Annotated in this window: 22 protein-coding genes; 11 read left to right on the top strand and 11 right to left on the bottom strand. The window is 66.5% G+C overall.

The genetic code is table 11. The annotated features are described in order from the left end of the window. Window positions 1-255 precede the first annotated feature (255 nt). From AC1MH0_RS05315 to AC1MH0_RS05285, 7 genes are all read right to left on the bottom strand, one after another. Window positions 256-942, bottom strand: a complete 687-nt coding sequence (locus AC1MH0_RS05315; protein WP_480965015.1) for a lysophospholipid acyltransferase family protein — start codon at window positions 940-942, stop codon at window positions 256-258. Window positions 943-973: 31 nt separating this feature from the next. After that, window positions 974-1,396: a Fur family transcriptional regulator gene (locus tag AC1MH0_RS05310; RefSeq protein WP_056047123.1), complete on the bottom strand. Its 423-nt coding sequence runs from the start codon at window positions 1,394-1,396 to the stop codon at window positions 974-976. A gap of 74 nt (window positions 1,397-1,470) precedes the next feature. Further along, entirely contained in the window at window positions 1,471-1,959 is a 489-nt protein-coding gene (locus tag AC1MH0_RS05305; RefSeq protein ID WP_480965014.1) for a GNAT family N-acetyltransferase, read from the bottom strand. After that, on the bottom strand, window positions 1,959-2,576 hold the full coding sequence (gene tsaB / locus AC1MH0_RS05300) for a tRNA (adenosine(37)-N6)-threonylcarbamoyltransferase complex dimerization subunit type 1 TsaB (protein ID WP_480965013.1): 618 nt from the start codon (window positions 2,574-2,576) through the stop codon (window positions 1,959-1,961). Before tsaB ends, AC1MH0_RS05305 begins: the two co-directional genes overlap by 1 nt. 114 nt (window positions 2,577-2,690) lie before the next feature. Then, window positions 2,691-3,284, bottom strand: coding sequence for a malonic semialdehyde reductase (locus AC1MH0_RS05295; protein ID WP_056057630.1), 594 nt, complete (start codon window positions 3,282-3,284; stop codon window positions 2,691-2,693). Continuing rightward, entirely contained in the window at window positions 3,284-3,856 is a 573-nt protein-coding gene (locus tag AC1MH0_RS05290; RefSeq protein WP_093398839.1) for a NifU family protein, read from the bottom strand. Before AC1MH0_RS05290 ends, AC1MH0_RS05295 begins: the two co-directional genes overlap by 1 nt. Before the next feature lie 214 nt (window positions 3,857-4,070). Beyond that, entirely contained in the window at window positions 4,071-4,808 is a 738-nt protein-coding gene (locus AC1MH0_RS05285) for an aspartyl/asparaginyl beta-hydroxylase domain-containing protein (protein ID WP_480965681.1), read from the bottom strand. A gap of 286 nt (window positions 4,809-5,094) precedes the next feature. Between AC1MH0_RS05285 and AC1MH0_RS05280 the strand changes: the two genes are divergently transcribed. Beyond that, window positions 5,095-8,007: a M16 family metallopeptidase gene (locus AC1MH0_RS05280; protein ID WP_480965012.1), complete on the top strand. Its 2,913-nt coding sequence runs from the start codon at window positions 5,095-5,097 to the stop codon at window positions 8,005-8,007. 353 nt (window positions 8,008-8,360) lie between these two features. Here the strand turns inward: AC1MH0_RS05280 and AC1MH0_RS05275 are convergent, their stop codons facing one another. From AC1MH0_RS05275 to AC1MH0_RS05265, 3 genes are all read right to left on the bottom strand, one after another. Continuing rightward, on the bottom strand, window positions 8,361-10,145 hold the full coding sequence (locus AC1MH0_RS05275; RefSeq protein WP_480965011.1) for an AMP-dependent synthetase/ligase: 1,785 nt from the start codon (window positions 10,143-10,145) through the stop codon (window positions 8,361-8,363). 164 nt (window positions 10,146-10,309) lie between these two features. Then, window positions 10,310-12,043, bottom strand: coding sequence for a gamma-glutamyltransferase (ggt, locus tag AC1MH0_RS05270; RefSeq protein WP_480965010.1), 1,734 nt, complete (start codon window positions 12,041-12,043; stop codon window positions 10,310-10,312). A gap of 181 nt (window positions 12,044-12,224) precedes the next feature. Further along, entirely contained in the window at window positions 12,225-13,304 is a 1,080-nt protein-coding gene (locus tag AC1MH0_RS05265) for a quinone-dependent dihydroorotate dehydrogenase (protein WP_480965009.1), read from the bottom strand. 298 nt (window positions 13,305-13,602) lie between these two features. Here AC1MH0_RS05265 and AC1MH0_RS05260 point away from each other — a divergent pair, with 298 nt between their 5' ends. From AC1MH0_RS05260 to AC1MH0_RS05215, 10 genes are all read left to right on the top strand, one after another. Further along, window positions 13,603-14,046 carry an SUF system Fe-S cluster assembly regulator gene (locus AC1MH0_RS05260; protein ID WP_480965008.1) on the top strand — a complete coding sequence of 148 codons (444 nt, stop codon included), beginning with the start codon at window positions 13,603-13,605 and terminating at the stop codon, window positions 14,044-14,046. A gap of 124 nt (window positions 14,047-14,170) precedes the next feature. Continuing rightward, the gene (gene sufB, locus AC1MH0_RS05255; protein ID WP_480965007.1) at window positions 14,171-15,661 is read left to right on the top strand and encodes a Fe-S cluster assembly protein SufB; all 1,491 of its coding nucleotides are present in this window, start codon (window positions 14,171-14,173) and stop codon (window positions 15,659-15,661) included. Beyond that, window positions 15,658-15,984: a hypothetical protein gene (locus tag AC1MH0_RS05250; protein ID WP_480965006.1), complete on the top strand. Its 327-nt coding sequence runs from the start codon at window positions 15,658-15,660 to the stop codon at window positions 15,982-15,984. Before sufB ends, AC1MH0_RS05250 begins: the two co-directional genes overlap by 4 nt. Next, a complete protein-coding gene (sufC, locus tag AC1MH0_RS05245; RefSeq protein ID WP_480965005.1) occupies window positions 15,984-16,727 on the top strand; it encodes a Fe-S cluster assembly ATPase SufC in 744 nt (247 codons plus the stop codon). Before AC1MH0_RS05250 ends, sufC begins: the two co-directional genes overlap by 1 nt. A 2-nt stretch (window positions 16,728-16,729) precedes the next feature. Further along, window positions 16,730-17,803 (top strand): SufD family Fe-S cluster assembly protein, encoded by a 1,074-nt coding sequence (locus tag AC1MH0_RS05240; RefSeq protein ID WP_480965680.1) that lies wholly within the window; start codon window positions 16,730-16,732, stop codon window positions 17,801-17,803. After that, window positions 17,800-19,014, top strand: coding sequence for a cysteine desulfurase (locus tag AC1MH0_RS05235; protein ID WP_480965004.1), 1,215 nt, complete (start codon window positions 17,800-17,802; stop codon window positions 19,012-19,014). The genes AC1MH0_RS05240 and AC1MH0_RS05235 overlap by 4 nt, the downstream gene beginning before the upstream one ends. Beyond that, window positions 19,011-19,472: an SUF system Fe-S cluster assembly protein gene (locus AC1MH0_RS05230; protein WP_056057670.1), complete on the top strand. Its 462-nt coding sequence runs from the start codon at window positions 19,011-19,013 to the stop codon at window positions 19,470-19,472. Before AC1MH0_RS05235 ends, AC1MH0_RS05230 begins: the two co-directional genes overlap by 4 nt. Window positions 19,473-19,604: 132 nt before the next feature. Then, complete coding sequence (locus AC1MH0_RS05225; RefSeq protein WP_056057673.1) at window positions 19,605-19,958, top strand: HesB/IscA family protein; 354 nt, start codon at window positions 19,605-19,607, stop codon at window positions 19,956-19,958. A 305-nt stretch (window positions 19,959-20,263) separates the two neighbouring features. Then, window positions 20,264-21,655, top strand: coding sequence for an amino acid permease (locus tag AC1MH0_RS05220; protein ID WP_480965003.1), 1,392 nt, complete (start codon window positions 20,264-20,266; stop codon window positions 21,653-21,655). Next, window positions 21,652-22,521 carry an S-methyl-5'-thioadenosine phosphorylase gene (locus AC1MH0_RS05215; RefSeq protein WP_480965002.1) on the top strand — a complete coding sequence of 290 codons (870 nt, stop codon included), beginning with the start codon at window positions 21,652-21,654 and terminating at the stop codon, window positions 22,519-22,521. Before AC1MH0_RS05220 ends, AC1MH0_RS05215 begins: the two co-directional genes overlap by 4 nt. A 536-nt stretch (window positions 22,522-23,057) precedes the next feature. Here the strand turns inward: AC1MH0_RS05215 and acnA are convergent. Next, complete coding sequence (gene acnA, locus AC1MH0_RS05210) at window positions 23,058-25,742, bottom strand: aconitate hydratase AcnA (protein ID WP_480965001.1); 2,685 nt, start codon at window positions 25,740-25,742, stop codon at window positions 23,058-23,060. Window positions 25,743-25,889 lie beyond the last annotated feature (147 nt).

Raw genomic sequence — 25,889 nt, 5'->3', positions numbered from 1 at the left:
GGGGGCGTTGCTGGTTGGTATAACGTGGAAGGGCGCTTGGCGATTTGCACCTCCCCGGCGGAGGCCGGGGCCCAGTTGGGGCACGTTGCTGACTGAGGTCTGTGCCTCGTTACTGCGACCTTTCCAACTGGGCCCCGGCCTTCGCCGGGGTGGTGTTCCTCTGTTGGGAAGCGGTCGCGCTTTCTTGTTCTCCCGCGAAGGCGGGAGTCCAGACTGGGCCCCCGCCTTCGCGGGGGAACACTCTTTGTTCGCGAGTTACAGCGCTTCCATGCGGCGACGGGCTTCGGCGGTTATGGCTTTTCGGTCGCCGTATTCCGCGGGGTCGAAGGGTTCGGCGAAGTGCAGCGTCGCGGCGAAAGTGCCCCGGCGCTTCAGGACGCGGGCGGCGTGGTGTTGGCCGGGCTCATCGCCGACCCAGGCGAGTTCGTCGGTGGCCGCGCCGTAATCGATGCGGACCGGTTGGACCTTCACACCGGGCGGGGGCGGGTCGAGGGCTGCCAGCAACGCGGCTTTGAAGGGGAGCAGCGTGGTGCCATCTCCCGTCGTTCCCTCGGGGAAGAGGGTTACGGGCCAGTCTGCCGCCAACGTGTCGCGGATCTGGGCGATCTGGGCGGTTACCGCCATGCGGTCGGCGCGGCTGACGAAAATCGTGTGGTTGAGCGTGCACAGCCAGCCGACTAGCGGTGCGCTGCGGAGTTCAGATTTCGCTACGAACGCGCTGCCGGTCGCACCGGACAGCAACAGGATGTCGATCCAGCTCAGATGGTTCGAGACGAAGACGACGTCATGGCGAAGCGGCGTGCCGACGACGCGGGGACGGGCGCCGACTATGCGCGAGATCAGCCCCAGGAACCGCGGCGGCCAAGGCGATTTGCGGCCGAACAGCCGCCACATACCGTGCAACGGCAGCGCCAGGACCAGCGCGACCAACAGCGCCGCCAACCGCGCGCCAAGGCGGATCCGGCCGATCGCGTCAGTCCTTGCGGGTGAGCGCGACGCCGTAGAGTTCCATGCGGTGATCGACCAGCCGGAAGCCCAGCTTCTCCGCGATCGCCTTCTGTAACTGCTCAAGTTCGGGATCGACGAATTCGATGACCTTGCCGCTCTCGACGTCGATCAGGTGATCGTGATGCGCCTCGGGCGCAGGCTCATAGCGCGCGCGGCCGTCGCCGAAATCGTGGCGGTCGAGGATGCCGGCTTCCTCGAACAGGCGGACGGTGCGGTACACCGTCGCGATCGAGATGCCGGGGTCGATCTGCGACGCGCGCTCATAGACCTTCTCGACGTCGGGATGGTCGTCAGCCTCGGACAGCACGCGCGCGATGACCCGGCGCTGCTCGGTAATGCGCAGGCCCTTCTCGTTGCAGAGTGCTTCCAGATCGATTTTGCGCGGCATGTGTCGTTCCCTCGTTGAGTGCCATGTAGGGCCTCCGCGCTGTTGCGAAAAGGGATAGTGACTCGCAATAAGCCTTAACTGTTGATATCTTTCGAATATGTATGTGCGTCATACGCGACGCCGGTCTTGCCGCGGTAATAGGCGCGACGTTCGCCGACCTTGGTAAAGCCGTGGGCATCGTACATCTTGACCGCGTCGTTGCCCGCCCGGACCTCGAGATGGAGCTTGGCGATGCTACCGACCGAGCAATCGGCGATCGCCGCGCGGATAAGCGCCGTGCCGACGCCGCGGCGGCGATAGTCTGGCGCGACCGCGATCAGCAGCAGTTCGGCTTCGTCGGCGACCGACCGGGTCATCGTGAAACCAGCGGGGAAATCGTCGACGAACGCGATCGTGAGGTGGACGCCGGTCAGTGCGAGCACGCCGAGGCACTGGCTGCGCGTCCATGCCTCGCCGTAGCTCGGGTCGAACGCCTCGGTCATCAGCGCGTCGACGATCGCGAGATCGCGCGCGTCGCCGGTGCGGAGCGTGACAGTGCGAGTGGCGGCCTGACGCGTGGCCATTATTTCGGGACCGACGGCTTGGCGTCGGGCGCGCGGCCGTAGATCGGGCTTGGTGCGAGGGCGGTCAGTGCCGCGGGCAGCAGGATCGCGGAGGCTGCGTCGGGAAGCGCTTCGGTGAGGTCCAAGCCGTCGTCGAGTGCGGCAAGCCAGCGGATGCCGTTGCCGACTGCGCGCCGTCCTGCCAGCGCGGCGAGCGCGGCGTCGGGCTTCAGCGATACCATGTCGGATCGCGGCGACAGATCGGCGGAGAGCGCTTGCATGAAGACCTCGCCATGCCCGCCTTCCATGATCACCGCAATATCGTCGGTTAAGCGGTCGGCGAAACCGGCGGCGGCGATCAGCGGGAGCGAGGAAAACCCGGCGATTTCCGCGCCCCAGCCGAGCGCTAGACCGCGGGCGGCGGCGATGCCGACGCGGACACCGGTGAAGCTGCCGGGGCCGCAATCTACGATGATGCGGTCGGCTCGGCCGCCGTTGGGAAGCTCGGCAATCATCGGGATGAGGCGTTCGGCGTGGCCACGGCCGACGACTTCGTGCGCGCGGGCGATGACGGCGCTGTCCTCGATGAGGGCGACCGAGCAGGCGGTGGTGGATGTTTCGATGACTAAAGTGCGCACGTCTTATTCCCTCTCCCCCTCGGGGAGAGGGCTAGGGTGAGGGGCAGCCAAGCAGTGCGTCGCCTGGGACAGCCCCTCACCCAACCCTCTCCCCGAGGGGGAGAGGGCTATTTATCAAGCGATGCTGTTGAACTTCGCGAAGTCAGGGCGGGGCGAGCGGGCGTAGATCGTCGCGGGATCGCCGTGGCCGAGCGTCGAGATGAAGTTGGTCCGCACCGCGGGCGTGTCGTGGAAGAACGCCGCATCGACCTTGCCCGCGTCGAAGCCCGACATCGGCCCGGTATCGAGCCCGAGCATCCGCGCGGCGATGATGAAATAGGCGCCCTGCAACGTCGAGTTGCGGAACGCGGATGCCTCGCGCAGTTCGGCATTGCCGTCGAACCACGACTTCGCATCGGCATGAGGGAACAGCTCTGGCAGATGCTCGTGGAAATTCGTGTCCATGCCGATGATCACCGACACGGGGGCGTTGAGGATCTTCGGCTGGTTCTGCGCGCTGCACGCATCCGCCAGCTTCTGCTTGGCCTCGTCGCTGGTGACCCAGATCAGGCGCGCGGGAAGCTGGTTGGCCGATGTCGGGCCCCACTTCATCAGGTCCCAGATTGCGTGCAGCTCGGACTCGGCGACCGGCTGATCGGTGTAGCCGTTATAGCTGCGGGCATCGCGGAAGACGGCATCGAGGACGGTGTCGTCGAGTTTCTGACGCATCAGACGGCTCTCACTTCGGTGACTTCGGGGACGTAGTATTTCAGCAGCTGCTCGATGCCGTTCTTGAGCGTGGCGCTCGACGACGGGCAGCCGGCGCAGGCACCCTGCAGCTGGAGGAAGACCTTGCCCTTGTCGAAGCCGCGATAGACGATGTCGCCGCCGTCGTTGGCGACCGCAGGGCGGACGCGCGTGTCGATCAGCTCGCGGATCTGTGCGACGATGTCGGCATCGGCCGGGTCATCCGACAGCGCCGGCTCGTCCGACGGCACCGAGAAGCCGGCGCGCGCGGGCTTGAACAGCGGCATCGCGGCGGAGAAGTGATCGAGCAGGATCGCGAGCACGTCGGGCTTCAGGTCCGACCAGGCGGTGCCGGGCGCGGCGGTGACCGAGACGAAATCGCGGCCGAAGAACACGCCGGTGACGTCGCCGAGGCCGAAGATCGCGTCGGCAAGCGAACTCACCTCGGCTTCCTCGGGGGTGGCGAAGTCGCGCGTGCCGGCTTCCATGACGGTGCGTCCCGGCAGGAACTTCAGCGTCGACGGGTTGGGAGTCGATTCCGTTTCGATGAGCATGAGGGGCATGTGGCCCGAAGGGAGCGGGGGATCAAGCGCGGAACGGGAAACGGTTTCTTTCGGGGGGTGAGTTCGCTTCTCGACCCTTCTTGCTCCCTCCCTCCCTCGTGAAGGGAGGGGTTGGGTGTGGGTGGGTTCGTTATTGCCGTCACGCTCGCCAAGCGGCCGACCCACCCCCAGCCCCTCCCTTCCAGGGAGGGGGGCAGGAAGGGTGTCAGACGTCGAGCTGTTTCACCGCGGCGTTCCAGCTGCCGATGTTGCGGACCGCGTCCTGGACGAAGGCGGAGCGGCGGACGACGCCGAGGAACAGGTCGGCGATCCACTTGCCGGGATTGCGCAAGGGGCGTTCGAACTGGATCAGCAACACGACTCGGGTGCCGCTGGTGTCGTTCCAGACCTCGTGCTGATAGGTGTCGTCGAACACAAGCGTCTCGCCTTCCGCCCAGCGGACGGTACGGTCGTGGACGCGCATGCGGACGTCGCCGTCTCGCGGGACGATCAGGCCGAGGTGGCAGGTGATGAGGCCCTTGGTCACGCCGCGATGCTCGGGGATGTGGGTGCCCGGCGCGAGGATCGAAAAGAACGCGCTGTTGAGGCCAGGGATGCGCGCGACGGCGGCGGCGGTATCGGGGCAGCGCGCGAGGCTTTCCTCGATCGGGTAGCCATAGCCGTAGAGGAAGAACGAGCGCCATTTGTCGACCTCGGCGATCGAGCGGTGATCGGGCGAGATCGTCGCGAGGCTGGGCGACGCTTCGCCTTGCAGCGCGACGCGGACGGCTTCGTCGCGGATCGCGGCCCAGTTCTCGCGCAGGCCTGCGGTCCAGGCGAAGTCGCGGACGTCGAGCACGGGATCGTTGGCGACCAGCGAGGACGAGGCGATCATCCGGTCGAACACGCCGCGCAGGTGCTTGCCGACGCGGATGATCAGCGGGCGGTTGGCCTCGGCGACCATCGGTGCGCCGGGTTTGGGTGCGCCCGAGATCACGTTCAGATCAGGCACGCGGGCGCCTCGGCGTGCTGCCGGTTCGCCCGAATCCCGCCACAATGAACACTGCCCCAGTTCGTGGCCCAGTTCGGCTTCGACCAACATCTCTACCCTAGTATCCAGGCGCGCCCCGGCGCCGATCCCCTTGTTCGGACACGATATACCGGCAGTGTTGGACGAAATGATGGCACCGCTCGCTCGGTGCGGAGGCAGGGCACTGGCGAGCGAGGCCCGCGACCGCTACAGGTGAACCATGGTGTCCTTTTCGCGCTTGTACCGCGCTCCCGTCCTGTTCCCCGTCATCCTCGGCCTCGCCATTCCGGCGAGCGGCCAGATGGCGACGCAGCAGGCCGTATCCACCCCCACGAAGGAGGCGCCGACGCTTCCCGAACTGGCGGGGATCGATACGACCGCATGGCTCTACAAGGGCAGCGATCTCACGCGGGATCCCGAGTGGAAGTTCGGCACGCTGCCCAACGGCATGCGCTTTGCGGTGCGCAAGAACGGCGTGCCACCGGGCCAGGTGTCGGTGCGCGTGCGGATCGATGCGGGGTCGCTGAACGAGACCGATAGCGAGCGGGGGTTCGCGCATTTCATCGAGCATCTGTCGTTCCGCGGCTCCGAATACGTGCCGGACGGTGAGGCCAAGCGGGTGTGGCAGCGGTTCGGGGCGACCTTCGGGTCTGATACCAACGCGCAGACGACGCCGACCTCGACCACCTTCAAGCTCGACCTTCCGTCCGCGACCGAGTCCGGCCTCGACGAGAGCCTGAAGATCATGTCCGGCATGATGGAGAAGCCGGTCATCACCGATGCCTCCGTCACTGCCGAGCGGCCGGTCGTGCTGGCGGAACAGCGCGAGCAGCCGGGGCCGCAGGTGCGGTTCGGCGACGCGATCCGCGCGACGTTCTTCGCCGGGCAGCCGCTCGCGGATCGCTCGCCGATCGGCAATATCAAGACGCTCGAGGCCGCGACCGGTGCGACGGTGAAGGCGTTCCACGATCGCTGGTACCGGCCGGAGAACACCGTCGTCATCATCTCGGGCGACATGGATCCGGCGCTGTTCGGGCGGCTGATCGTCAAGAACTTCGCGGACTGGAAGGGTATCGGCCCGGTCGTGCCCGCGCCCGATTTCGGCAAGCCCGATCCGAAGGCGCCGGTCTCCGCGACGATCGCCGAGCCGGCTATTCCGGCGGTGGTGACGCTCGGGGTGGTGCGCCCCTGGGAGTATAAGGACGACACCGCGATCATGAACCAGAAGCGGCTGGTCGACGTGCTGGCGACGCGGCTGATCAGTCGCCGTTTGGAAACGCGGGCGCGCGCCGGCGGCAGTTTCCTCCAGGCGGGCGTGTCGATCGACGACGTGTCGCGCTCGGCGAACCTGACCAGCGTCAACATCGTGCCGATCGGGACCGACTGGGAAGCGGCGTTGAAGGACGTCCGCGCGGTGATCGCCGACGCGCAGACCAACGCGCCGAGCCAGGCCGAAGTCGACCGCGAATATGCCGATTTCGACACGATCATGCGGACCAGCGTCGAGACGGCGAAGGTCGAGGCGGGGTCGAAGCAGGCGGACGATATGGTCGGCGCGCTCGACATCCGCGAGACCGTGGCGGGGCCGGAGACGTCGTACAAGATTTTGCAGGACGCCAAGGCGAAGGGCATGTTCACGCCCGCTACGCTGCTCGCGTCGAGCAAGGCGATCTTCGAGGGCACGGCAACGCGTGCCCTGGTAAATACGCAGACGCCTGATGCGGGGTCTGCGAACAAGCTAGCGACCGCGTTGAAGGCGGACGTGTCGGGCTTGGCTGGCAAGCGTCGCGCGCAGGCGGCGGTCGACTTCTCGAAGCTGCCGTCGCTTGGCAAGCCGGGCGTCGTCGCGAGCCGCGAAAAGATTACCGCGTTCGACATGGAGCAGGTGAACTTCGCCAACGGCACGCGCGTGCTGCTGTTCCCGAACGCGGGCGAGACCGGGCGCGTCTATGTCCGCGTGCGGTTCGGGGGCGGCTATACCGCAATCCCGTCGAACCGGCCGACGCCGGCCTGGGCGGGCGATCTTGCGCTGGTGGCTGGGGGTATCGGCAAGCTCGATCAGGGCGATCTCGACCAGTTGACCGCGGGGCGGCGGATCGGGCTCGACTTCGGGATCGACGACGATGCGTTCACGCTGAGCGCGATCACGTCGCCGGCGGATTATTCGGATCAGTTGCGGCTGATGGCGGCGAAACTCGCGTTTCCGGCGTGGGATCCGGCACCGGTGGCGCGTGCCCGGGTTGCTGCGCTGGCGGGGTTCGCAGGCTATGACTCGTCGCCGGACGGCGTGTTGTCGCGTGACCTCGAGGGTCTGCTCCGCGCGGGCGATCCGCGTTGGGGGACGCCGTCGAAGCCGACCGTCGAGGCGCTGAATGCGAAGGACTTCCGCGCCTTCTGGGAGCCGATCCTGAAGACCGGGCCGGTCGAGGTCTCGATCTTCGGCGACGTGAAGACCGAGGACGCGATCGCCGCGGTGGCGAAGTCGTTCGGGGCGATGAAGCCGCGGGCGGCGGTGTCGACGGTCGGCGCGCCGGTCGGCTTCCCCGCGCACAACGCGACGCCGGTGATGCGCGCGCATACCGGCCCGGAGAACCAGGCGGCGGCGGTGATCGCGTGGCCGACAGGTGGCGGGATCGACAACATCGTCGAGGCGCGGCGTCTCGATGTGCTGGCGCAGGTGTTCAGCGACCGGCTGTTCGAGCGGCTGCGGCAGGCGGCGGGGGCAAGCTACAGCCCGAACGTGTCGAGCCAGTGGCCGGTGGGCATGACCACCGGCGGGCGGATGGTCGCGATCGGGCAGGTGGCGCCGGACAAGGTGTCGTTCTTCTTCCAGATCGCACGCCAGATCGCGGCGGAACTGGTGTCGACGCCGATCGCGGCGGACGAGCTGGACCGGATCAAGAAGCCGATGGGGCAGTATATCCTGCGCGCCTCCACCGGGAACCAGTTCTGGTTGCAGCAGCTTGGTGGCGCGACGTTCGATCCGCGGCGGATCGCGGCGACGCAGCGGATCGCTTCGGATCTGGTGGCGACGACGCCGGTGGAGTTGCAGGCGACAGCGGCGAAGTATCTGCGGCCGGAGAAGGACTGGACAATGGCCGTGGTGCCGACTGCGGCGCCCGCGAAGAAGTGAGGCACTGCCCCTCTCCCTTTAGGGGAGAGGGAAGGAGGAGCCGTAGGCGACGGGAGGGTGAGGGCACGTGCTTTAGCGGGCGTGCCCTCACCCTCCCACCCGCAAGAGCGGGCGGGTCCCTCCCTCTCCCCAGAAGGGAGAGGAGAATGTGTCTCGCGGCTTATCCTACGGTTGTTAAACGCCAGCCGAAGTCGCGATCCTTAAGTCCCGCTCCCCGCCGGGGAGAGGGAGGGAGGAGCCGCTTGGCGACGGGAGGGTAGGGGCGTTGGGGGCGAGCGTTTTGAGCCTCACGCCCCTCACCCTCCCACGCGCAAGGGCGCGCGGGTCCCTCCCTCTCCCCTGAGGGGAGAGGGTTACTTGTAGAGCGCGTCCAGGCGTTCGCCGTAGGCCTGTTTCAGGACGTGGCGGCGGATCTTCAGACTGGGGGTCAGTTGCTCGTTCTCGATCGTGAACGGACCGTCCGCTAGTACGAACCTTCGCACACGCTCCGTTACGGTCAGGTCCTTGTTCACCCGCTCGACCGCATGTCCGATCGCCGTCCTGAACTCGCTGTTCTCCGCCAGACGCGCGAAGCTGCACGCGTCGCCGTTGCTCGCGCACCATTCCTGCGTCCATTCCGGGTCGGGCACGATCAGCGCGACCATGTACGGCCGCTTGTCGCCGGCTATCATCGCCTGCGCGATCTCGGGCTGGAGCGTGAGCATGCCCTCGACCTTTTGCGGGGCGACGTTTTCGCCCTTGTCGTTGATGATCAGGTCTTTCTTGCGATCGGTGATGCGGATCCGCCCGCGGTCGTCGATCTCGCCGATGTCGCCGGTGTGGAGCCATCCGTCCTTCAGCACCTTGGCGGTCTCGGCATCGTTGCGCCAATAGCCGTGCATGACGAGTTCGCCGCGCACCAGGATCTCGCCGTCCTCGGCGATCCGGACTTCGGTGTCGTTCAGCGCGGGGCCGACCGAGTCCATGCGGACGCCAGCCTTGGGGCGGTTGCACGAGATGACGGGGGCGGCTTCGGTCTGGCCGTAACCTTGCAGGAAGGTGAGGCCGAGCGCCTCGAAGAACAGGCCGACTTCGGGATTGAGCGGTGCGCCGCCGGAGATCATCGCCTTCAACCGGCGGCCGAACTTCTTCGAGATCTTGGGCTTGAACAGCGTCGCGACGGCGGCCTGCATGGGGCGGTCGATCAGGCGGAGGCGGCCGGCATAGCGCTTGCCGCCGATGTCGAGCGCCTGGCGCAGCAGGTACGCGGACGCGCCGCCCTGTTTCTCGATCGTCTTGGAGATGCGCGTGCGGAGGACTTCGAAGAGGCGGGGGACGACGAACATGATCGTCGGGCGCGTTTCCTCGATGTTCGCGGCGAGCTTCTCGAGGCCTTCGGCGTAGTAGATCTGGCCGCCCAGCGAGATCGGGAAATGCTGGCCGCCGGTGTGTTCATAGGCGTGGCTGAGGGGGAGGAACGAGAGGAATACCTCGTCGTCCCAGCCGAAGTCCTCCGAGATGACGGACGCGCAGCCGGCGCAATTGTGGAGGATCGCGCCGTGGTGCTGCATCACGCCGCGTGGCGCGCCGCCGGTTCCGCTCGTGTAGATGATGCAGGCGAGATCTTCGCGTTCGAAGTCGGCGCGGGCGGCGGCGGTATCGGGCGCGGTCTGGTGCGCGGCGATCAGCGCGTGCCAGTTGTGGAAGTCGATCCCGGCGGGGACCTTCATGTCCTCGAACCCGATCACGGTCTGCGCCTGGTTCGAGCGGATGACTGCGGGGAGGAGCGTCTTCGCCAGCTTCGCGGTCGATACGATGATCGCGCAGGCGCCGGCGTTCTCGATGATGTGGAGGTGATCGCGCTCGGTGTTGGTGACGTAGGTCGGCACGGTGATGCACCCCGCCGCCATGATCGCGAGGTCGCTGAGGCACCATTCGGGTCGGTTCTCGGCGACCAGCATGACGCGGTCGCCGCGCTTCAGGCCGATCGCGGTCAGCGCGGTGGCGAGGCTGGCTACCTGGCGCGCGGCTTCGGCCCAGCTGGTGGCGACCCAGGTGCCGCTCGTCTTGGTCCAGAGGAACGGGGCGTCGCCTTTCTCGGCGGCGCGCGTGAAGAACATCGTGACGAGGTTCGGGAAGCGTTCGAGCTGGCGGGCCATTGTCTCTCCTGACGTGCTCTGCGAGCTTGCCTTGGCGGGGGTGCTCGATCTTTGGTGTAGTATAGCCCGTTGGTGTGTCACGCTCCAAGCGTGTTTCCCCGCGAAGGCGGGGACCCAGACTGGGCTCCCGCCTTCGCGGGAGAACAAGAAGAGGGGAGGGCGGCTTACTCCGGTGCGCGCTGGAGTGCGCCGACGCGCTGGATCTTGGTGACGGTACCGTCCTCCGCGATCGCGACACCTTCGCTGCGGGGGTCTGCGGCGCCGACCCATTTGCCGCCTACGCGCTCGATCGCGTTCGCTTTCAGGCCGAGTGCTGCGACCTGTACGGTCTCGCCGAGCGCTTGCAACGCGGGGACCATTGCTTCGCGCTCGGTGCCCTTTTCAGCAGCAGCGACGTGGCCGGGCGCATAGAGCAGGCCGAGTGCGATCGACTCCTGCGCGGACAGTTTCCAGTCGACCACGCCGATGATCGCCTTGGCGACCTGCGCGATGATCGTCGATCCGCCCGCCGCGCCGACCGCGAGGCGGACTTTCCCGTCGGGGCCGTAGACGATCGTCGGGGACATCGAGCTGCGCGGGCGCTTGCCGCCCTCGACGCGGTTGGCGACGAGCGCGCCGTTCCTTTCAGGGACGATGTCGAAGTCGGTGAGCTGGTTGTTCAGGACCGTACCGTCGACGGTGATGCCGGAGCCGAAATAGCCCTCTACGGTGGTGGTCACCTCGACGACGTTGCCGCGGGCGTCGACGGTGGCGATGTCGGTGGTGCCGGGCACTTCGCTGACCGGTGCGCGGGTGCGTGCGGGGGCGCCGGGGGGCGAGCCGGCGGTGACGGTCGCCATCGTCTTCGTAGGGAAGATCAGCGCCGAGCGCGCTGCGAGATACTTGGTGTCGAGCATGCCTTGGACGGGCACGCGGACGAAATCGGGATCGCCGACGTACAGGTCGCGGTCGGCATAGGCGAGGCGCGAGGATTCGGCGAACAGGTGCCAGGCCTGCGCGCTGTCCTTGCCGAGCTTGGCCATGTCGAAGCGTTCGAGCTGCTTCAGGATCATCAGTACGGTGATGCCGCCGGACGAGGGCGGTCCCATCCCGCACACGCGGTAGATGCGGTACTTGACGCAGACCGGCGGGCGCGACTTGGCGTCGTAGCTGGCGAGGTCGCCGAGCGTCATCTTCGACGGATTCCGCGCGGCGGTGTTGACCGCGGTGACGATCTTCTGCGCCTGCGGGCCGACGTAGAAGCTGTCGGGGCCTTGGGTGGCGATGCGCTGGAGGAGCGCGGCTTGCTGCGGGTTCTTGATCGTGGCTCCGATCGCGACCGGCGAGCCGTCGGCGGCTGAGAATAGCTTGCGCGTCTCGGGCGTGATGTGGTCGCCATAGGCGGTCATGCCGTTGACGAGGCGGGGGGAGGCCTGGAAGCCGTTGGTCGCGAGCCGGATCGCGGGGGCGAACAGTTGCGCCCAGGGGAGCTTGCCCGAGGCGCGGTGTGCGAGCGCCATGCCGCGGAGTGCGCCGGGGATGCCGACGCTGCGACCGCCGGGGACTGCGTCGCTGTGGCTTAGCGGCGTGCCGTCGGGGGCGTAGAACCAGCGTGCGTCGGCGGCGGCGGGCGCCTCTTCGCGCGCGTCGATCGTGCTGAGCGCGCCGCCCGCCGCGTGGGAAATCCAGAAGCTGCCGCCGCCGATGCCCGAGCTTTGCGGTTCGACGACGTTGAGCGCGAGCATCGTGGCGATCGCGGCGTCGGTGGCGCTGCCGCCGGCGCGGAGGATCTCGACGCCGGCGGCGGCGGCGCGGGGGTCTGCGGCGCTGACCATGCCTTGGTCTTTTGCCGGGGCCGGCTGACGGGCTTCGGTGGCAGCGGGGACGAGGAGGGCGAGCGCTAGGAGTGAGGTCTTCATCGCGGCGGAGCCTAGCGCGGTTCGGGTATGAGGCAACCCGTCTCGCAACCTCGCGATCCTCCCCCGCCAGGGGGAGGTGGCTGGTGCTTGCCAGACGGAGGGGGCGGAAGGAGAAACCGCTGTTGCGCGTCCTCCCCCTCCGTCACCTTCGGCGCCACCTCCCCCTGGCGGGGGAGGATCGTTAGGCTTCGGCCGCCACCGCGTTGGCGACCGTGGCGAAGCCGTCGCGCTTTAGCAGCGCGTCGAGTTCGCGGAGGATGCGGGCGGGGAGGCCGGGGCCTTCATAGACCAGCGCGGTGTAGAGCTGGACGAGGCTCGCACCGGCGCGGAGGCGGGCATAGGCTTCGGCACCGCTGTCTACGCCGCCGACCGAGATCAGGGGGATCGCTGCGCCGGTGGCCTTGCGGAAATCCGACAGGCGTTGGCGGGCCAGCGGGGCGAGGGGGGCGCCGGAGAGGCCGCCGGTTTCCTGGGCATTGGCCGAGCGCAGGCCGGGGCGGGAGATTGTCGTGTTGTTGACGATCAGCGCGTCGATGCGGTTGTCGATCGCGGCGCGGGCGATGTCGTCGATGTCGGCGGGTTCGAGGTCGGGGGCGACCTTGAGGAAGATCGGTGTATTCCCTTTGGCGGCGGTGCAGGCGGCGAGGAGGTCGCGGAGCGCGGCGCCGTGCTGGAGATCGCGCAGGCCGAGGGTGTTGGGGGAGCTGATGTTTATGGTGATATAGTCGGCATGGGGTGCCGCTTGGATTACGCCGTGGACGTAGTCTGCTGTGCGATCGGTCGCGTCCTTGTTGGCGCCAACGTTGATGCCCAAAACGCCTTCACCGCCCGGCCCCTTGTTCACCCGCGAAGGCGGGTGCCCAGACTGGGCACCCGCCTTCGCGGGTGAACATACTCGGGAGAGGGCCGCGTCCAAGCCGCCGTTGTTGAAGCCCAAACGGTTGATCACCGCGCAGTCTTCGGGAAGGCGGAAGATGCGGGGTTTGGGGTTGCCGGGCTGCGCGAGCGGCGTGAGCGTGCCGATCTCGACGCTGCCGAAACCCAAACCGAAGAAGCCGTCGATCGCGCGCCCGTCCTTGTCGACGCCTGCTGCCAAGCCGACCGGGTTGGGGAAGGCGATCCCCGCCACGGTCGTCGCGAGCCGCGGTACGCTGGGGGCGAGTGGCGTGCCGGCCTTCCCCCATGCGCCGAGCGCAGCGATGGTGAGAGTATGCGCGCGCTCGGCGTCGAGACGGAAGAGGATTGGGTGGTAGAAGGCCATGCGCATCGTCCTTGCTCCTTCCACCTGTCGGGAAGGGTCATTCTTGCTCCCCTCCCTGGAAGGGAGGGGCTGGGGGTGGGTTGGTCCGTTGGCTGGTGCTCCCTGACGTCAGCAGCCGACCCACCCCCGACCCCTCCCTTCCAGGGAGGGGGGAAGTCAAGCTTTCGGGTCATCCACGACACACAAAACCGCCGCCCAGTTGCGAGTCGTTAGCACGGCTCGCCGGGTTGACGATGCACTGCACAAAGCCCATTTGACCAATCGGATCATATCGGTCCGATTGGACTCCGAAGCCACCATGCGTCTTTCCAGCCTAGCCGACTATGCGGTCGTGATGATGAGCGCCGCGGCGCGTCATTGCGGCGGTATTGCGCGGTTGAACGCGACGCTGCTCGCGGAGGAGACCGGCGTGCCGCTGCCGACCGTGCAGAAGCTGGTGAGCCGGCTGTCCGCCGCAGGGCTGATCGAGAGCACGCGCGGCACCGGTGGCGGGTTTCGTTTGTCGCGACCACCCGCGATGATCTCGCTCGCCGACATCATCGAGGCGGTCGAAGGTCCTATCGCGCTGACGTCTTGCGTCGATGGCGCATCGCAGGATTGCGGCGTCGAGCAGACGTGCAAGGTGAAGCCGCACTGGAACGCCGTCAACGGCGCGGTCCGCGGTGCGCTCGCCGGTGTGTCGCTTGCCAGCCTTTCGCAAACCCCGGTTTTACACCCCCCTCTTTCACAAGTGCCCGCATGACGCGCGCGGCGCCTTACCCCTTCCTCCGCGCTCTCTGCGCCTCTGCGCGCAAAGAATCTTGTTCGCGCAGAGACGCAGAGATCGCCGAGTTTTTAGAGAGCCGCGCCGCGGCGGAGATGGAATGATGGCTACCCGGAACGCAGAGGCATACGCCGCCGCGAACAAGACGTACGAGTGGGGCTTCTCCTCGGACATCGAACAGGAATTCGCGCCGAAAGGTCTGTCGGAAGACACGGTGCGCTTCATTTCCGCCAAGAAGGGCGAGCCGCAGTGGATGCTCGACTGGCGGCTGAAGGCGTTCGCATTGTGGCAGACGATGGAGGCGCCCGACTGGTCGAAGCTCAACGTGCCCCCGATCGATTACCAGGACGCGTATTATTACGCGGAGCCCAAGGCCAAGCCGAAGCTCGGGTCGCTCGACGAGGTCGATCCGGAGATCCTGCGCGTCTACGAGAAGCTCGGCATTCCGATCGGTGAGCAGAAGATGCTGGCGGGCGTGGTCGAGGATCCGCTGAACGAGGATGGCACCCCCAAGCGTCGCGTCGCGGTGGATGCGGTGTTCGACAGCGTCTCGGTCGCGACCACGTTCCGCAAGGAGCTCGAGGCCGCGGGCGTGATCTTCCGCTCGATCTCCGAGGCGATCAAGGAATATCCCGATCTCGTCCGGAAGTGGCTCGGCAAGGTCGTGCCGCAGCGTGACAACTATTTCGCGACGCTGAACTCGGCGGTCTTCTCCGACGGGACGTTCGTCTACATCCCGGAAGGCGTCCGCTGCCCGATGGAGCTGTCGACGTACTTCCGCATCAATGCCGAGAATACCGGGCAGTTCGAGCGCACGCTGATCGTCGCGGACAAGGGGTCGTACGTCTCGTATCTCGAGGGCTGCACCGCGCCGATGCGCGACGAGAACCAGCTGCATGCCGCGGTGGTCGAACTGGTCGTGCTCGACGATGCCGAGATCAAGTATTCGACCGTGCAGAACTGGTATCCGGGCGACGAGAACGGCGTCGGCGGAATCTACAACTTCGTCACCAAGCGTGCGTTGTGCCAGGGCAAGAACTCGAAGGTTAGCTGGACCCAGGTCGAGACCGGCAGCGCGATCACGTGGAAATATCCGTCGTGCGTGCTGCTTGGCGATGGCTCGGTCGGCGAGTTCTATTCGGTCGCGGTGACGAACAATCGCCAGCAGGCCGATACCGGCACGAAGATGATCCACCTCGGCAAGAATACGCGCTCGACGATCGTGTCGAAGGGGATTTCGGCCGGGCGTTCGGACAACACGTATCGCGGGCTGGTGCGCGTCGCGCCGACTGCGGAGGGCGTGCGGAACTTCACGCAGTGCGACAGCCTGCTGCTGGGCGACCAGTGCGGCGCGCATACCGTGCCGTACATCGAGGTCCGCAACCCGTCCGCGCAGATCGAGCATGAGGCGACCACATCGAAGATCTCCGAGGACCAGCTGTTCTACGCAATGTCGCGCGGGCTGGACCAGGAGACGGCGGTGGCGCTGATCGTGAACGGCTTTGCGCGGGAGGTGCTGCAGCAACTGCCGATGGAGTTCGCGGTGGAAGCGCAGAAGCTGCTGGGGATCAGTCTTGAGGGGTCGGTCGGGTGATTGCCTTACTTGCTTTGCAAGTAGCTGTGGTCCTGTCGAAGGCTGACGAGCAGTCTTTTCACGATTATCGCGACTGTGTTGTTCGGCAGGTTGCTTCTGCCAATCTTGTCAGTAGAGATCGCGAAATTATCGAGGCTGCGCGTAAAGCCTGTGCCGATGACCGGCTTGCTGCCGGAATGGAACTTGCGGCGGATGATGTCGAGCACGAAGCTGTGGGTAAGAAGCTCAAGGCTGACGTTGGTGTACGTCTGAACGTGATGGAAAACGAACTTACCGCGGATGCCCTTAGCGGGCTCGTGGATCGACGGATGAAAGCGCAATAATGCTAAAGATTGAAAACCTCCACGCCGAGATCGACGGCAAGGAAATCCTCAAGGGCTTGTCCCTGACCGTAAACGCGGGCGAAGTGCACGCGATCATGGGGCCGAACGGGGCGGGCAAGTCGACGCTGGGCTATGTGCTCGGCGGGCGGCCCGGCTATGAGGTCACGGCGGGCTTGGTGACGTTCGACGGCGTCGACCTGCTCGAGCTGGAGGCGCATGAGCGCGCCGCGGCGGGCGTGTTCCTCGGCTTCCAGTATCCGGTCGAGATCCCCGGCGTGTCGAACGTCCAGTTCCTCCGCGAGGCACTCAACGCCCAGCGTGCGACGCGGGACGAGAAGCCATTGTCGGGCGGCGAGTTCCTGAAGCTCGCGCGCGGGCAGGCGGATCTGCTCGGCATGGACTACGACATGCTCAAGCGGCCGGTGAACGTCGGCTTTTCGGGCGGCGAGAAGAAGCGCAACGAGATGGTCCAGATGGGCATCGTCAACCCCAAGTTCGCGATCCTCGACGAGACCGATTCGGGGCTCGACATCGATGCGCTGCGCGTCGTCGGCGATGGCATCAACCGCATCATGCGCGCGCCCGACAAGGCGGTGCTGCTGATCACGCATTACCAGCGGTTGCTCGATTATGTGGAGCCGGACTTCGTCCATGTGCTGGCGGACGGCAAGATCGTCCGCTCGGGCGGCAAGGACCTCGCCAAGCAGCTCGAGAGCGAAGGCTATGTGGGGATCGCCGCGTGACGATGCTGCTCGACCTTCCCTCGACGCGCGAGGAATCGTGGCGCTGGGGTGATCCGGCGGCGATTGCGGCGGCGGCCGGACTGCCGCGCGGCGCCGCGCTGGACGCCGATACGTGGTTTATGGACCTGCCGGGTGCGCGGGCGCTGTTCGTCGATGGCGTGCTGGATCAGGGTCGGAGCGATTTGCGCCACGTCACGATGACGGCGATCGATGGCGGCAAGCATGCGCTTGGTCGTCGTACAACGGGCAATGGTTGGTCGATCCGGGTCGAGGCGAATGCCGGCGTTGAGCTTCTCCAGATCGTTCACATCGCGACGGGCGGCGAGAACCAGCTTCCGGCGGAGATCGTGCTGGCCGATGGCGCGAGCGCGTCGGTGGTCGAGACGTATGTCGGGGCTGGCTGGTCGAACCGGTCGACGCGGATGATGCTTGGCATGGGTGCCAAGCTGACGCGCGCGGTACGGTTGCTTCAGGCCGATGGTTTTGTGTCGTTGCGCGACGAGGTCGAGGTCGGCGCGGAAGCGAGCCTGATCGTCACTGTGTTGGGCGCGGGCGATGCCGGGACGCGGATCGATGGGGCGATCACGGTGACGGGTGACGATGCGTTTGCCGAATATGGCGGCGCGTTGCTGACACGGAACGACCAGCGGCAGGAGTGCGCGGTGTCGGTGCGGCATGCTGCGCTGAACGGGCAGAGCAAGCAGATCTGGCGTGCGGTCGCCGCGGACAAGTCGACGGCGAGCCTTGCGGCACGGGTCGAGGTGGCGCGCGATGCGCAGAAGACCGACGGGGTGCAGTCGTTGCGCGGGTTGCTTTTGCAGCGCACCGCCACGGTGAATTTGAAGCCCGAGCTGGAGATCTTCGCGGACGACGTGAAGTGCGCACACGGCGCGACGGTCGGCGAACTCGACCAGCGCGCGCTGTTCTACATGCAGAGCCGCGGCATCCCGCACGCCAAGGCGCAGGCGCTGCTCACGCGCGCGTTCGTCGGCGATGCGTTCGTGCAAATTGCGGATGAGACAGTTCGCGAGGCTTTCGTGGCGGACGCGGATGCGTGGCTGGAGCGGGCGTTGTGAGTGTGATCGCCGACGTTCGCCCCTTGGATCGCCTGTCGGACTTCCCGGCGATCCCCGAGGGCTGGGCGTATCTCGACACCGCCGCGACTGCGCAGAAGCCGCAGGTCGTGGTCGACGCGATTACGCGCGCTTACGGCGAAACCTATGCGACAGTGCACCGCGGCGTGTACCAGCGGTCCGCTGACATGACCGTCGCTTACGAAGCGGCGCGTAAGGCCGTGGCGCGGTTCATCGGCGCGGGGTCGCCCGACGAGATTGTGTTCGTGCGCGGTGCTACCGAGGCGATCAATCTGGTCGCGCAGTGCTGGGCCGGGAAGCAGTTGAAGGCGGGCGACCGCATCCTGCTCTCGATGCTCGAGCATCATTCGAACATCGTGCCGTGGCAGATGATCGCGGAAGCGCGCGGCGTCGCGATCGACGTGTTGCCGTTGACGCCCGATCACCGCATTGATCTCGACGCTATGGAGCGGATGATCACGCCGGCGCACAAGCTGGTCGCGCTTGGGCATGTCTCGAACGTGCTGGGCTCGGTACTCGATGCCAAGCGCGCGACCGAAATCGCGCATTCGGTCGGCGCGAAGATCCTGCTCGACGGCTGCCAGTCGGTGCCGCGGATCACGGTCGACGTGAAGACGATCGGCTGCGATTTCTACGTGTTCTCCGGGCACAAGCTGTACGGGCCGACCGGGATCGGCGTGCTCTGGGCCAAGCCGGAACTGCTCGACGCGATGCCGCCGTACCAGGGTGGCGGATCGATGATCGACAAGGTTTCGTTCGCCAGGACCACCTACGCGCCGCCGCCGGGACGGTTCGAGGCGGGGACGCCGCATATCGTCGGGGCGCTCGGGTTGCATGCCGCGATCGACTATGTCGAGACCATCGGGCTCGACGCGATCCATGCGCACGAGACGGCGCTGGTAACGGCGACGCGCGAGGCGCTGTCGGGGATCAATTCGGTGCGGCTGTACGGCCCGGCGGACTCGGCGGGGATCGTGAGCTTCACGATCGAGGGGGTTCATCCGCACGACATCGGCACCATATTGGACGAGGAGCGCGTCGCGATCCGTGCCGGCCATCATTGTGCGCAGCCGCTTATGGAGGCGCTGGGCGTCGAGGCGACGGCACGCGCGAGCTTCGGCGTGTATAACGGGCCGGCGGACGTCGAGGCACTGGTGCGCGGTATCGAGCGAGTAACGAGGATCTTCAAATGAGCGATCGGTTCGAGATCGAGGAAGTGGATGCCGTCGCATCGCCGCCCAAGGCGCGCGTCGTGATGGAGACGGACTCCGACGCGGAGCGGAAACGCGATTATCTCGCGGGATTCCTGGCGCAGAAGCCGCAGGTGGATTCGCCCGGCGAGCCCGGTGGCGCGGTGTACGATGCGATCATCGATGCGCTGAAGGAGATCTATGATCCCGAGATCCCGGTGAACATCTATGACCTGGGGCTGATCTACGGCGTCGAGGTGACCGAGGACGGGCATGCGGTGGTGGCGATGACGCTGACGACGCCGAACTGTCCGGTCGCGGAGTCGATGCCGGCCGAGGTCGAGATGCGCGTCGGGTCGGTGCCGGGGGTCGGGTTTGCGGAAGTGAACCTGGTCTGGGATCCGCCTTGGGATCCGCAGAAGATGTCGGACGAGGCGAAGTTAGAGCTGGGCATGCTATGACTTTTCCCCTCCCGCATGCGGGAGGGGGCAGGGGGTGGGCCCGCGCTCACCTCGCGAACGACAGTTATGAGTGGCTGGCCGGGAGCCCACCCCCGGCCCCTCCCGCTTACGGGAGGGGGGAAGGAAGAAGAGATGGCAACGACATTGCGAGCACGGCCGGCGGCGCTGAACCTCACGGCGACGGCGCACGCGCGGATCGCCGACCTGATGGCGCGGGCTCCGGAAGATGCGATCGGGGTTAAGCTGTCGACGCCTAAGCGTGGGTGTTCGGGGCTGGCCTATTCGGTGGATTACGTCACCGAGGCCAAGCCGTTCGACGAGCGGATCGATACGCCGGGGGGGACCTTGTTCGTCGATGGCGGGTCGATCCTGTACCTGATCGGGTCGACTATGGATTGGGTCGAGGACGACTTCACCGCGGGGTTCGTGTTCCAGAATCCCAACGCCAAGGGCGCCTGCGGATGCGGCGAGAGCTTTACCGTTTGAGTTGCAGCGTTAGCTAGTTTGTGTCGCTGCGAAGGCGGGAACCGAGGCTGGGCTCCCGCCTTCGCGGGAGAACAAGGACGAGCGGACTGCCGTTCGATCTCGGCTCCGCTTTTACCACCCCGGCGAAGGCCGGGGTCCAGTTGGGAGACGCTGCGGACATAGCGCTGCGCATAGTCACAATGACCTTGCCAACTGGACCCCGGCCTCCGCCGGGGAGGAGATTTCCCTGGAGTAGGTGTAAGTCTGCTGGTCTTGCCCCCCTGTCCCGTCCTGTGCCACTCCCCGCGCAACAAGAGGGGATATCCGTGGCCAGTCTGTTTCGCCGAAAAATCGTTACCGAGCAGCCTCCCGAGCATCAGCTCGCGCGGACCTTGTCGTGGCCGCACCTCGTGGCGATGGGCGTCGGCGGGATCGTTGGCACTGGCATCCTGACGCTGATCGGCGTGGGGGCAGGGCTTGCCGGGCCTGCGGTGATCCTGTCCTTCATCATAGCCGGCGGGATTTGTGCCTGCGCTGCGCTCGCCTATGCCGAGATGGCGACGATGATCCCGGCGTCGGGCAGCGCGTATACCTATAGCTATGTCGTGCTCGGCGAGCTGATCGCGTGGGTGATAGGCTGGAGCCTCATCCTCGAATACTCCCTCGTCGTGTCAACCGTCGCGGTCGGCTGGTCGGGCTATGCAGCACCGTTGCTGCGCGGCGCTTTTGGCTTTCCCGAGGCGCTGACGCTCAGTCCCGAGCTTGGCGGCATCCTCAACGTCCCCGCGATCTTCATCATCGCGGTCGTCGCGGGCGTGCTGTCGTTCGGCACGCGCGAGAGTGCGACGCTGAATGCGGTGCTGGTCGGCGTGAAGATGATCGCGCTCGCCGTGTTCGTGTTCATCGCGCTGCACTATTTCAACAGCGCCAACCTGCACCCGTTCATGCCCTATGGCTTCCCCAAGGCCGTGCAGCCCGACGGGGCGGAGCGGGGCGTGATGGCGGCGGCGGCGATCATCTTCTTTGCGTTCTACGGCTTCGACGCGATCTCGACCGCGGCTGAGGAGACCAAGAACCCCGGCCGTGATCTGGCGATCGGCATCGTCGGGTCGATGGTAGCGTGCATCGCGATCTACATTCTCGTCGCGGTCGCCGCTGTCGGCGCGCTGTCGTACACCAAGTTCGCCGGCAGCGCAGAGCCGCTCGCGCTGATCCTGCGCGAGATCGGCCGCCCCGGGTTTGCGACCTTCCTTGGTGCGTCCGCCGTCATCGCGTTGCCGACGGTGCTGCTCGCGTTCCTGTTCGGGCAAAGCCGCATCTTCTTCACGATGGCGCGTGACGGGTTGCTGCCGTTGAGCCTTGCAAAGGTCTCGAAGCGGGGCGCTCCCGTCCGGATCACCTGGATCACGGCGGCAATCGTCGCGGCGATCGCAGGGCTGTTGCCGCTGGCCGAGATCGCCGCGCTGGCCAACGCGGGCACGCTTGCGGCGTTCGTCGCGGTCTGCGCCTGCATGCTGGTGATGCGCCGCCGTGCGCCCGATGCGGTGCGGACGTTCCGGGCGCCGGCGGCTACGCTGGTGGGAACGATCGGTATTCTCGGCTGTCTGTACCTGTTCTTCAGCCTGCCTTCGAAGACGCAGCTGTATTTCGGGCTGTGGAACCTGCCCGGACTGGTGATCTACTTCGTCTACGCACGGCCGAGGGCGCTCGCCGAATGAGCGGCTGGACGATTGGAATCATCGGTGGCTCGGGGCTGTACGCGGTCGACGGGATCGAGGATGGCCGCTGGCAGACCGTCGAGACCCCGTGGGGCGAGCCATCGGACGCGATCTACACCGGCCGCGTCGGCCATGTCTGTGTCGCGTTCCTGCCACGACATGGCCGAGGCCACCGCATCTCCCCCTCCGAGCTCAACGCCCGCGCGAACATCGATGCGCTGAAGCGGCTCGGCGTGACCGACGTTCTTGCCGTGTCGTCAGTCGGCTCTCTAGTCGAGCAGCGCCCGCCGGGGAGTTTTACTGTCGTCGACCAGTTCATCGATCGTACCAAGGGGCGGCCGTCGAGCTTCTTCGGTACGGGCCTGGTCGCGCACGTGTCGATGGCGGACCCGGTTTGTCCGCGTCTGTCGCGCTATGCCGCCGACGCCGCGCGGGAGGCGGGCGCGCAGGTCGACGACCGCGGGACCTATCTCGCGATGGAAGGCCCGCAATTTTCGACGCGGGCGGAAAGTCGGCTCTACCGCCAATGGGGGTGCGACGTGATCGGGATGACGGCGATGCCCGAGGCGAAGCTCGCGCGCGAGGCGGAGCTTCCGTACGCGCTGGTCGGGATGGTGACGGATTACGATTGCTGGCGCGAGGACGAGGCGGGCGTCGATGTCGCGCAGGTCGTGGCGCAGCTTGGCGCGAATGCGGCGAAGGCTCGGGCGATGGTGATGGCGTTGCTGCGCGCGTTGCCGGTGGAGCGTGAGGCTTCGCCGATTGATACGTGCCTCGATAGCGCGATCATTACTGCGCGGGAGGCTCGCGATCCTGCGCTGGTGGCGAAGCTGGATGCGGTGGCGGGGCGGGCGCTTTCGGTCTGACCTCAATCCTCCCCCGCCAGGGGGAGGTGTCGCCGAAGGTGACGGAGGGGGCGGACACGCATCAGACGTTATCGTTTCCTCCCCCTCCGTCAGGCTGGCGCCTGCCACCTCCCCCTGGCGGGGGAGGATTGGGCAGGTATGTGCCCTCGAAATTAGTCAGGTGAAAAGTTCGTCATTCGCCGCGTTCGACATATCCCTGCAACATATCGGGGCGAAGGGGAGTGCGTCGCCGCTCCCTCTCCCCCTGTGGACGGCGACTTGACCGGGTCTCCCCTGTCCCGGTCTTCTCCCTGAACTACGGGGCGATCCTCGCGATCGCCCCGCCTTTTTTCCGTTCGGGAGCGCGGGGAGTCGCGGCGCGAGACGCGCTACAATAATCTGAGATTTTGGAAGCCTATCTATCCTCCCCCGCAAGGGGGAGGTGGCAGGCGCTTGCCTGACGGAGGGGGAGGTAAGGGAAACCTCTGTTTCGTGTCCTCCCCCTCCGTCGCCTACGGCGCCACCTCCCCCTTGCGGGGGAGGATCGTAGGGCAGTCTTACGCGGCCAGCTTGCGCAGGACGTAGTGGAGGATGCCGCCGTTGAGGAAATATTCCAACTCGTTGACGGTATCGATCCGGCACTTGGTCTCGAACGTCTCGCTGGTGCCGTCGGCGCGGGTCATCTTGACCGTGACGTCCTGGCGCGGGCGGATGCTCGCGACGTCAAGGATCGTGAACGTCTCCGATCCGTCGAGGCCGAGCGTCTTGCGATCGATCCCTTCCGCGAACTGCAACGGCAGCACGCCCATGCCGACCAGGTTCGAGCGGTGGATGCGCTCGAAGCTCTCGGTGATTACGGCGCGGACGCCGAGCAGGTTGGTGCCCTTCGCGGCCCAGTCGCGCGACGAGCCGGTGCCGTATTCCTTGCCGGCGACGATCACGAGCGGCGTGCCGTCCTGCTTGAAGCGCATCGCGGCGTCGTAGATCGCCATGACCTCGCCGTCGTACTTCGACATGCCGCCCTCGATGCCGGGCACCATCTCGTTCTTGATGCGGATGTTGGCGAAGGTGCCGCGCATCATCACGTCATGGTTGCCGCGACGCGCGCCATAGCTGTTGAAGTCCGCCTTGCTGACCTGATGCTCCTGCAGGAAGCGACCTGCGGGGCTGTCGGCCTTGATCGAACCGGCCGGGGAGATGTGATCGGTGGTGATCGAATCGCCGAGGATCGCGAGCGGCTTGGCGTCGATGATGTCCTGCACCGGCGACGGCGTCATGCTGAGGCCCTCGAAGTATGGCGGGTTGGCGACGTAGGTCGACCCTGCGCGCCATGCGTAGGTGTCCGAACCGGTGACGTCGATCTCGCGCCACTTGGCGTCACCCGCATACACGTCGCCGTAGCGCGCGCCGAACATGCCGGCGTCGATGTTGGCGTCCATCGTCGTGCGGACTTCCTCGTTGGTCGGCCAGATATCGCGCAGATACACGTCCTGGCCGTCGGACCCCTGGCCCAGCGGCGTCTCGATCATGTCGGTCGTGACGGTGCCCTTGATCGCATAGGCGACCACGAGCGGCGGCGAGGCGAGGAAGTTGGCGCGGACGTCAGGCGACACACGGCCTTCGAAGTTGCGGTTGCCCGACAGCACCGACGCGGCGACGAGGTCGTTCTCGTTGATCGCGGCCGAGATCGCAGGCGCCAGCGGCCCCGAATTGCCGATGCAGGTCGTGCAGCCATAGCCGACGAGGTTGAAGCCAAGCGCGTTCAGGTCCGCGGTGAGGCCGGCCTTGTCGAGATAGTCCGTGACGACCTGCGAACCGGGGGCGAGCGAGGTCTTTACCCAAGGCTTCGACTTGAGACCGAGCGCGTTGGCCTTGCGCGCGACGAGCCCTGCGGCGACCAGCACCGACGGGTTCGACGTGTTGGTGCAGCTGGTGATCGCGGCGATGACGACGTCGCCGTCGCCGATGTCATGCTCGCGACCTTCGACCGCGACGCGGGCGGGCTGCTCCTTGTGGTACAGCTTGTGGAGGTCGCTGTTGAACACCTCGTCGACCTTGTTGAGGCTGACGCGGTCCTGCGGGCGCTTCGGGCCGGCGAGGCTGGCGACGACAGTGCCCATGTCGAGTTCGAGCGTGTCGGTGAAGACGGGGTCCTCGGCATTCTCGTCGCGCCAGAAGCCGTTGGCCTTGGCATAGGCCTCGACCAACTCGACGTTCTCGTCCGAACGCGCAGTAAGGCGCATGTAATCGAGCGTCTTGTCGTCGATCGGGAAGAAGCCGCAGGTCGCGCCGTATTCGGGCGCCATGTTGGCGATCGTCGCGCGGTCGGCGAGCGTCATCGACGACAGGCCGGGGCCGAAGAACTCGACGAAGCGGCCGACCACGCCCTTGGCGCGCAGCATCTGCGTGACGGTGAGCACGAGATCGGTGGCGGTGATGCCCTCGTTGAGCTTGCCGAGCAGCTTGAAGCCGACGACCTCCGGGATCAGCATTGACACGGGCTGGCCGAGCATCGCGGCCTCGGCCTCGATCCCGCCGACGCCCCAGCCGAGCACGCCGAGGCCGTTGATCATCGTCGTGTGGCTGTCGGTGCCGACCAGCGTATCGGGATACGCGATCATGGTGCCGTCGCCGTGGTCACCCGACGATGCCGACGACCAGACGGCCTGGCCGATATATTCGAGGTTCACCTGGTGGCAGATGCCGGTGCCGGGGGGGACGACCTGGAAATTGTCGAGCGCCTTGCTGCCCCACTTGAGGAACTCGTAGCGCTCGATGTTGCGCTCATATTCGAGGTCGACATTGTCGTGGAACGCCTGCGGGGTGCCGAACTCGTCGACCATCACCGAGTGATCGATGACGAGGTGGACGGGGACCTGCGGGTTGATCTTCTCGGGGTTGCCGCCGAGCTTGGTCATCGCGTCGCGCATTGCGGCGAGGTCGACCACGCAAGGGACACCCGTGAAATCCTGCATCAGCACGCGCGCCGGGCGATACTGGATCTCGCGGTCGCTGCGACGCTCCTTCTGCCAGTCGACGATCGCCTGGATATCCTCGCGCGTGACGGTCACGCCGTCCTCGAAGCGCAGCAGGTTCTCGAGCAGCACCTTCATCGAAAAGGGCAGGCGGCTGATGTCGCCGAGCTGTTCGGACGCCTTGGCGAGGCTGTAATAGTCGTACGACTTGCCGCCGGTGGAGAGGCTGGTGCGGGTCTTGAGGGTGTCCTGGCCGATGGCAGTCATAGGGGTCCTTCCCGTGGGCGTCGGGCCGCCGGGCGCCGAGGGGAAAGCAGCCGTATAGGCCACGCGGGCGCGTCGGGGACCGAGCGAAAAATGCTGTTACCGCTGGGGCCTTAGCAAGGGGGAGCGGATCGGGGAAGGGCGCGGGGA

The organism is Sphingomonas sp. AP28, from assembly GCF_056680455.1.
Note: the sequence above shows the minus strand (reverse complement) of the source record. Positions and strands in the feature narration are given on the sequence as shown.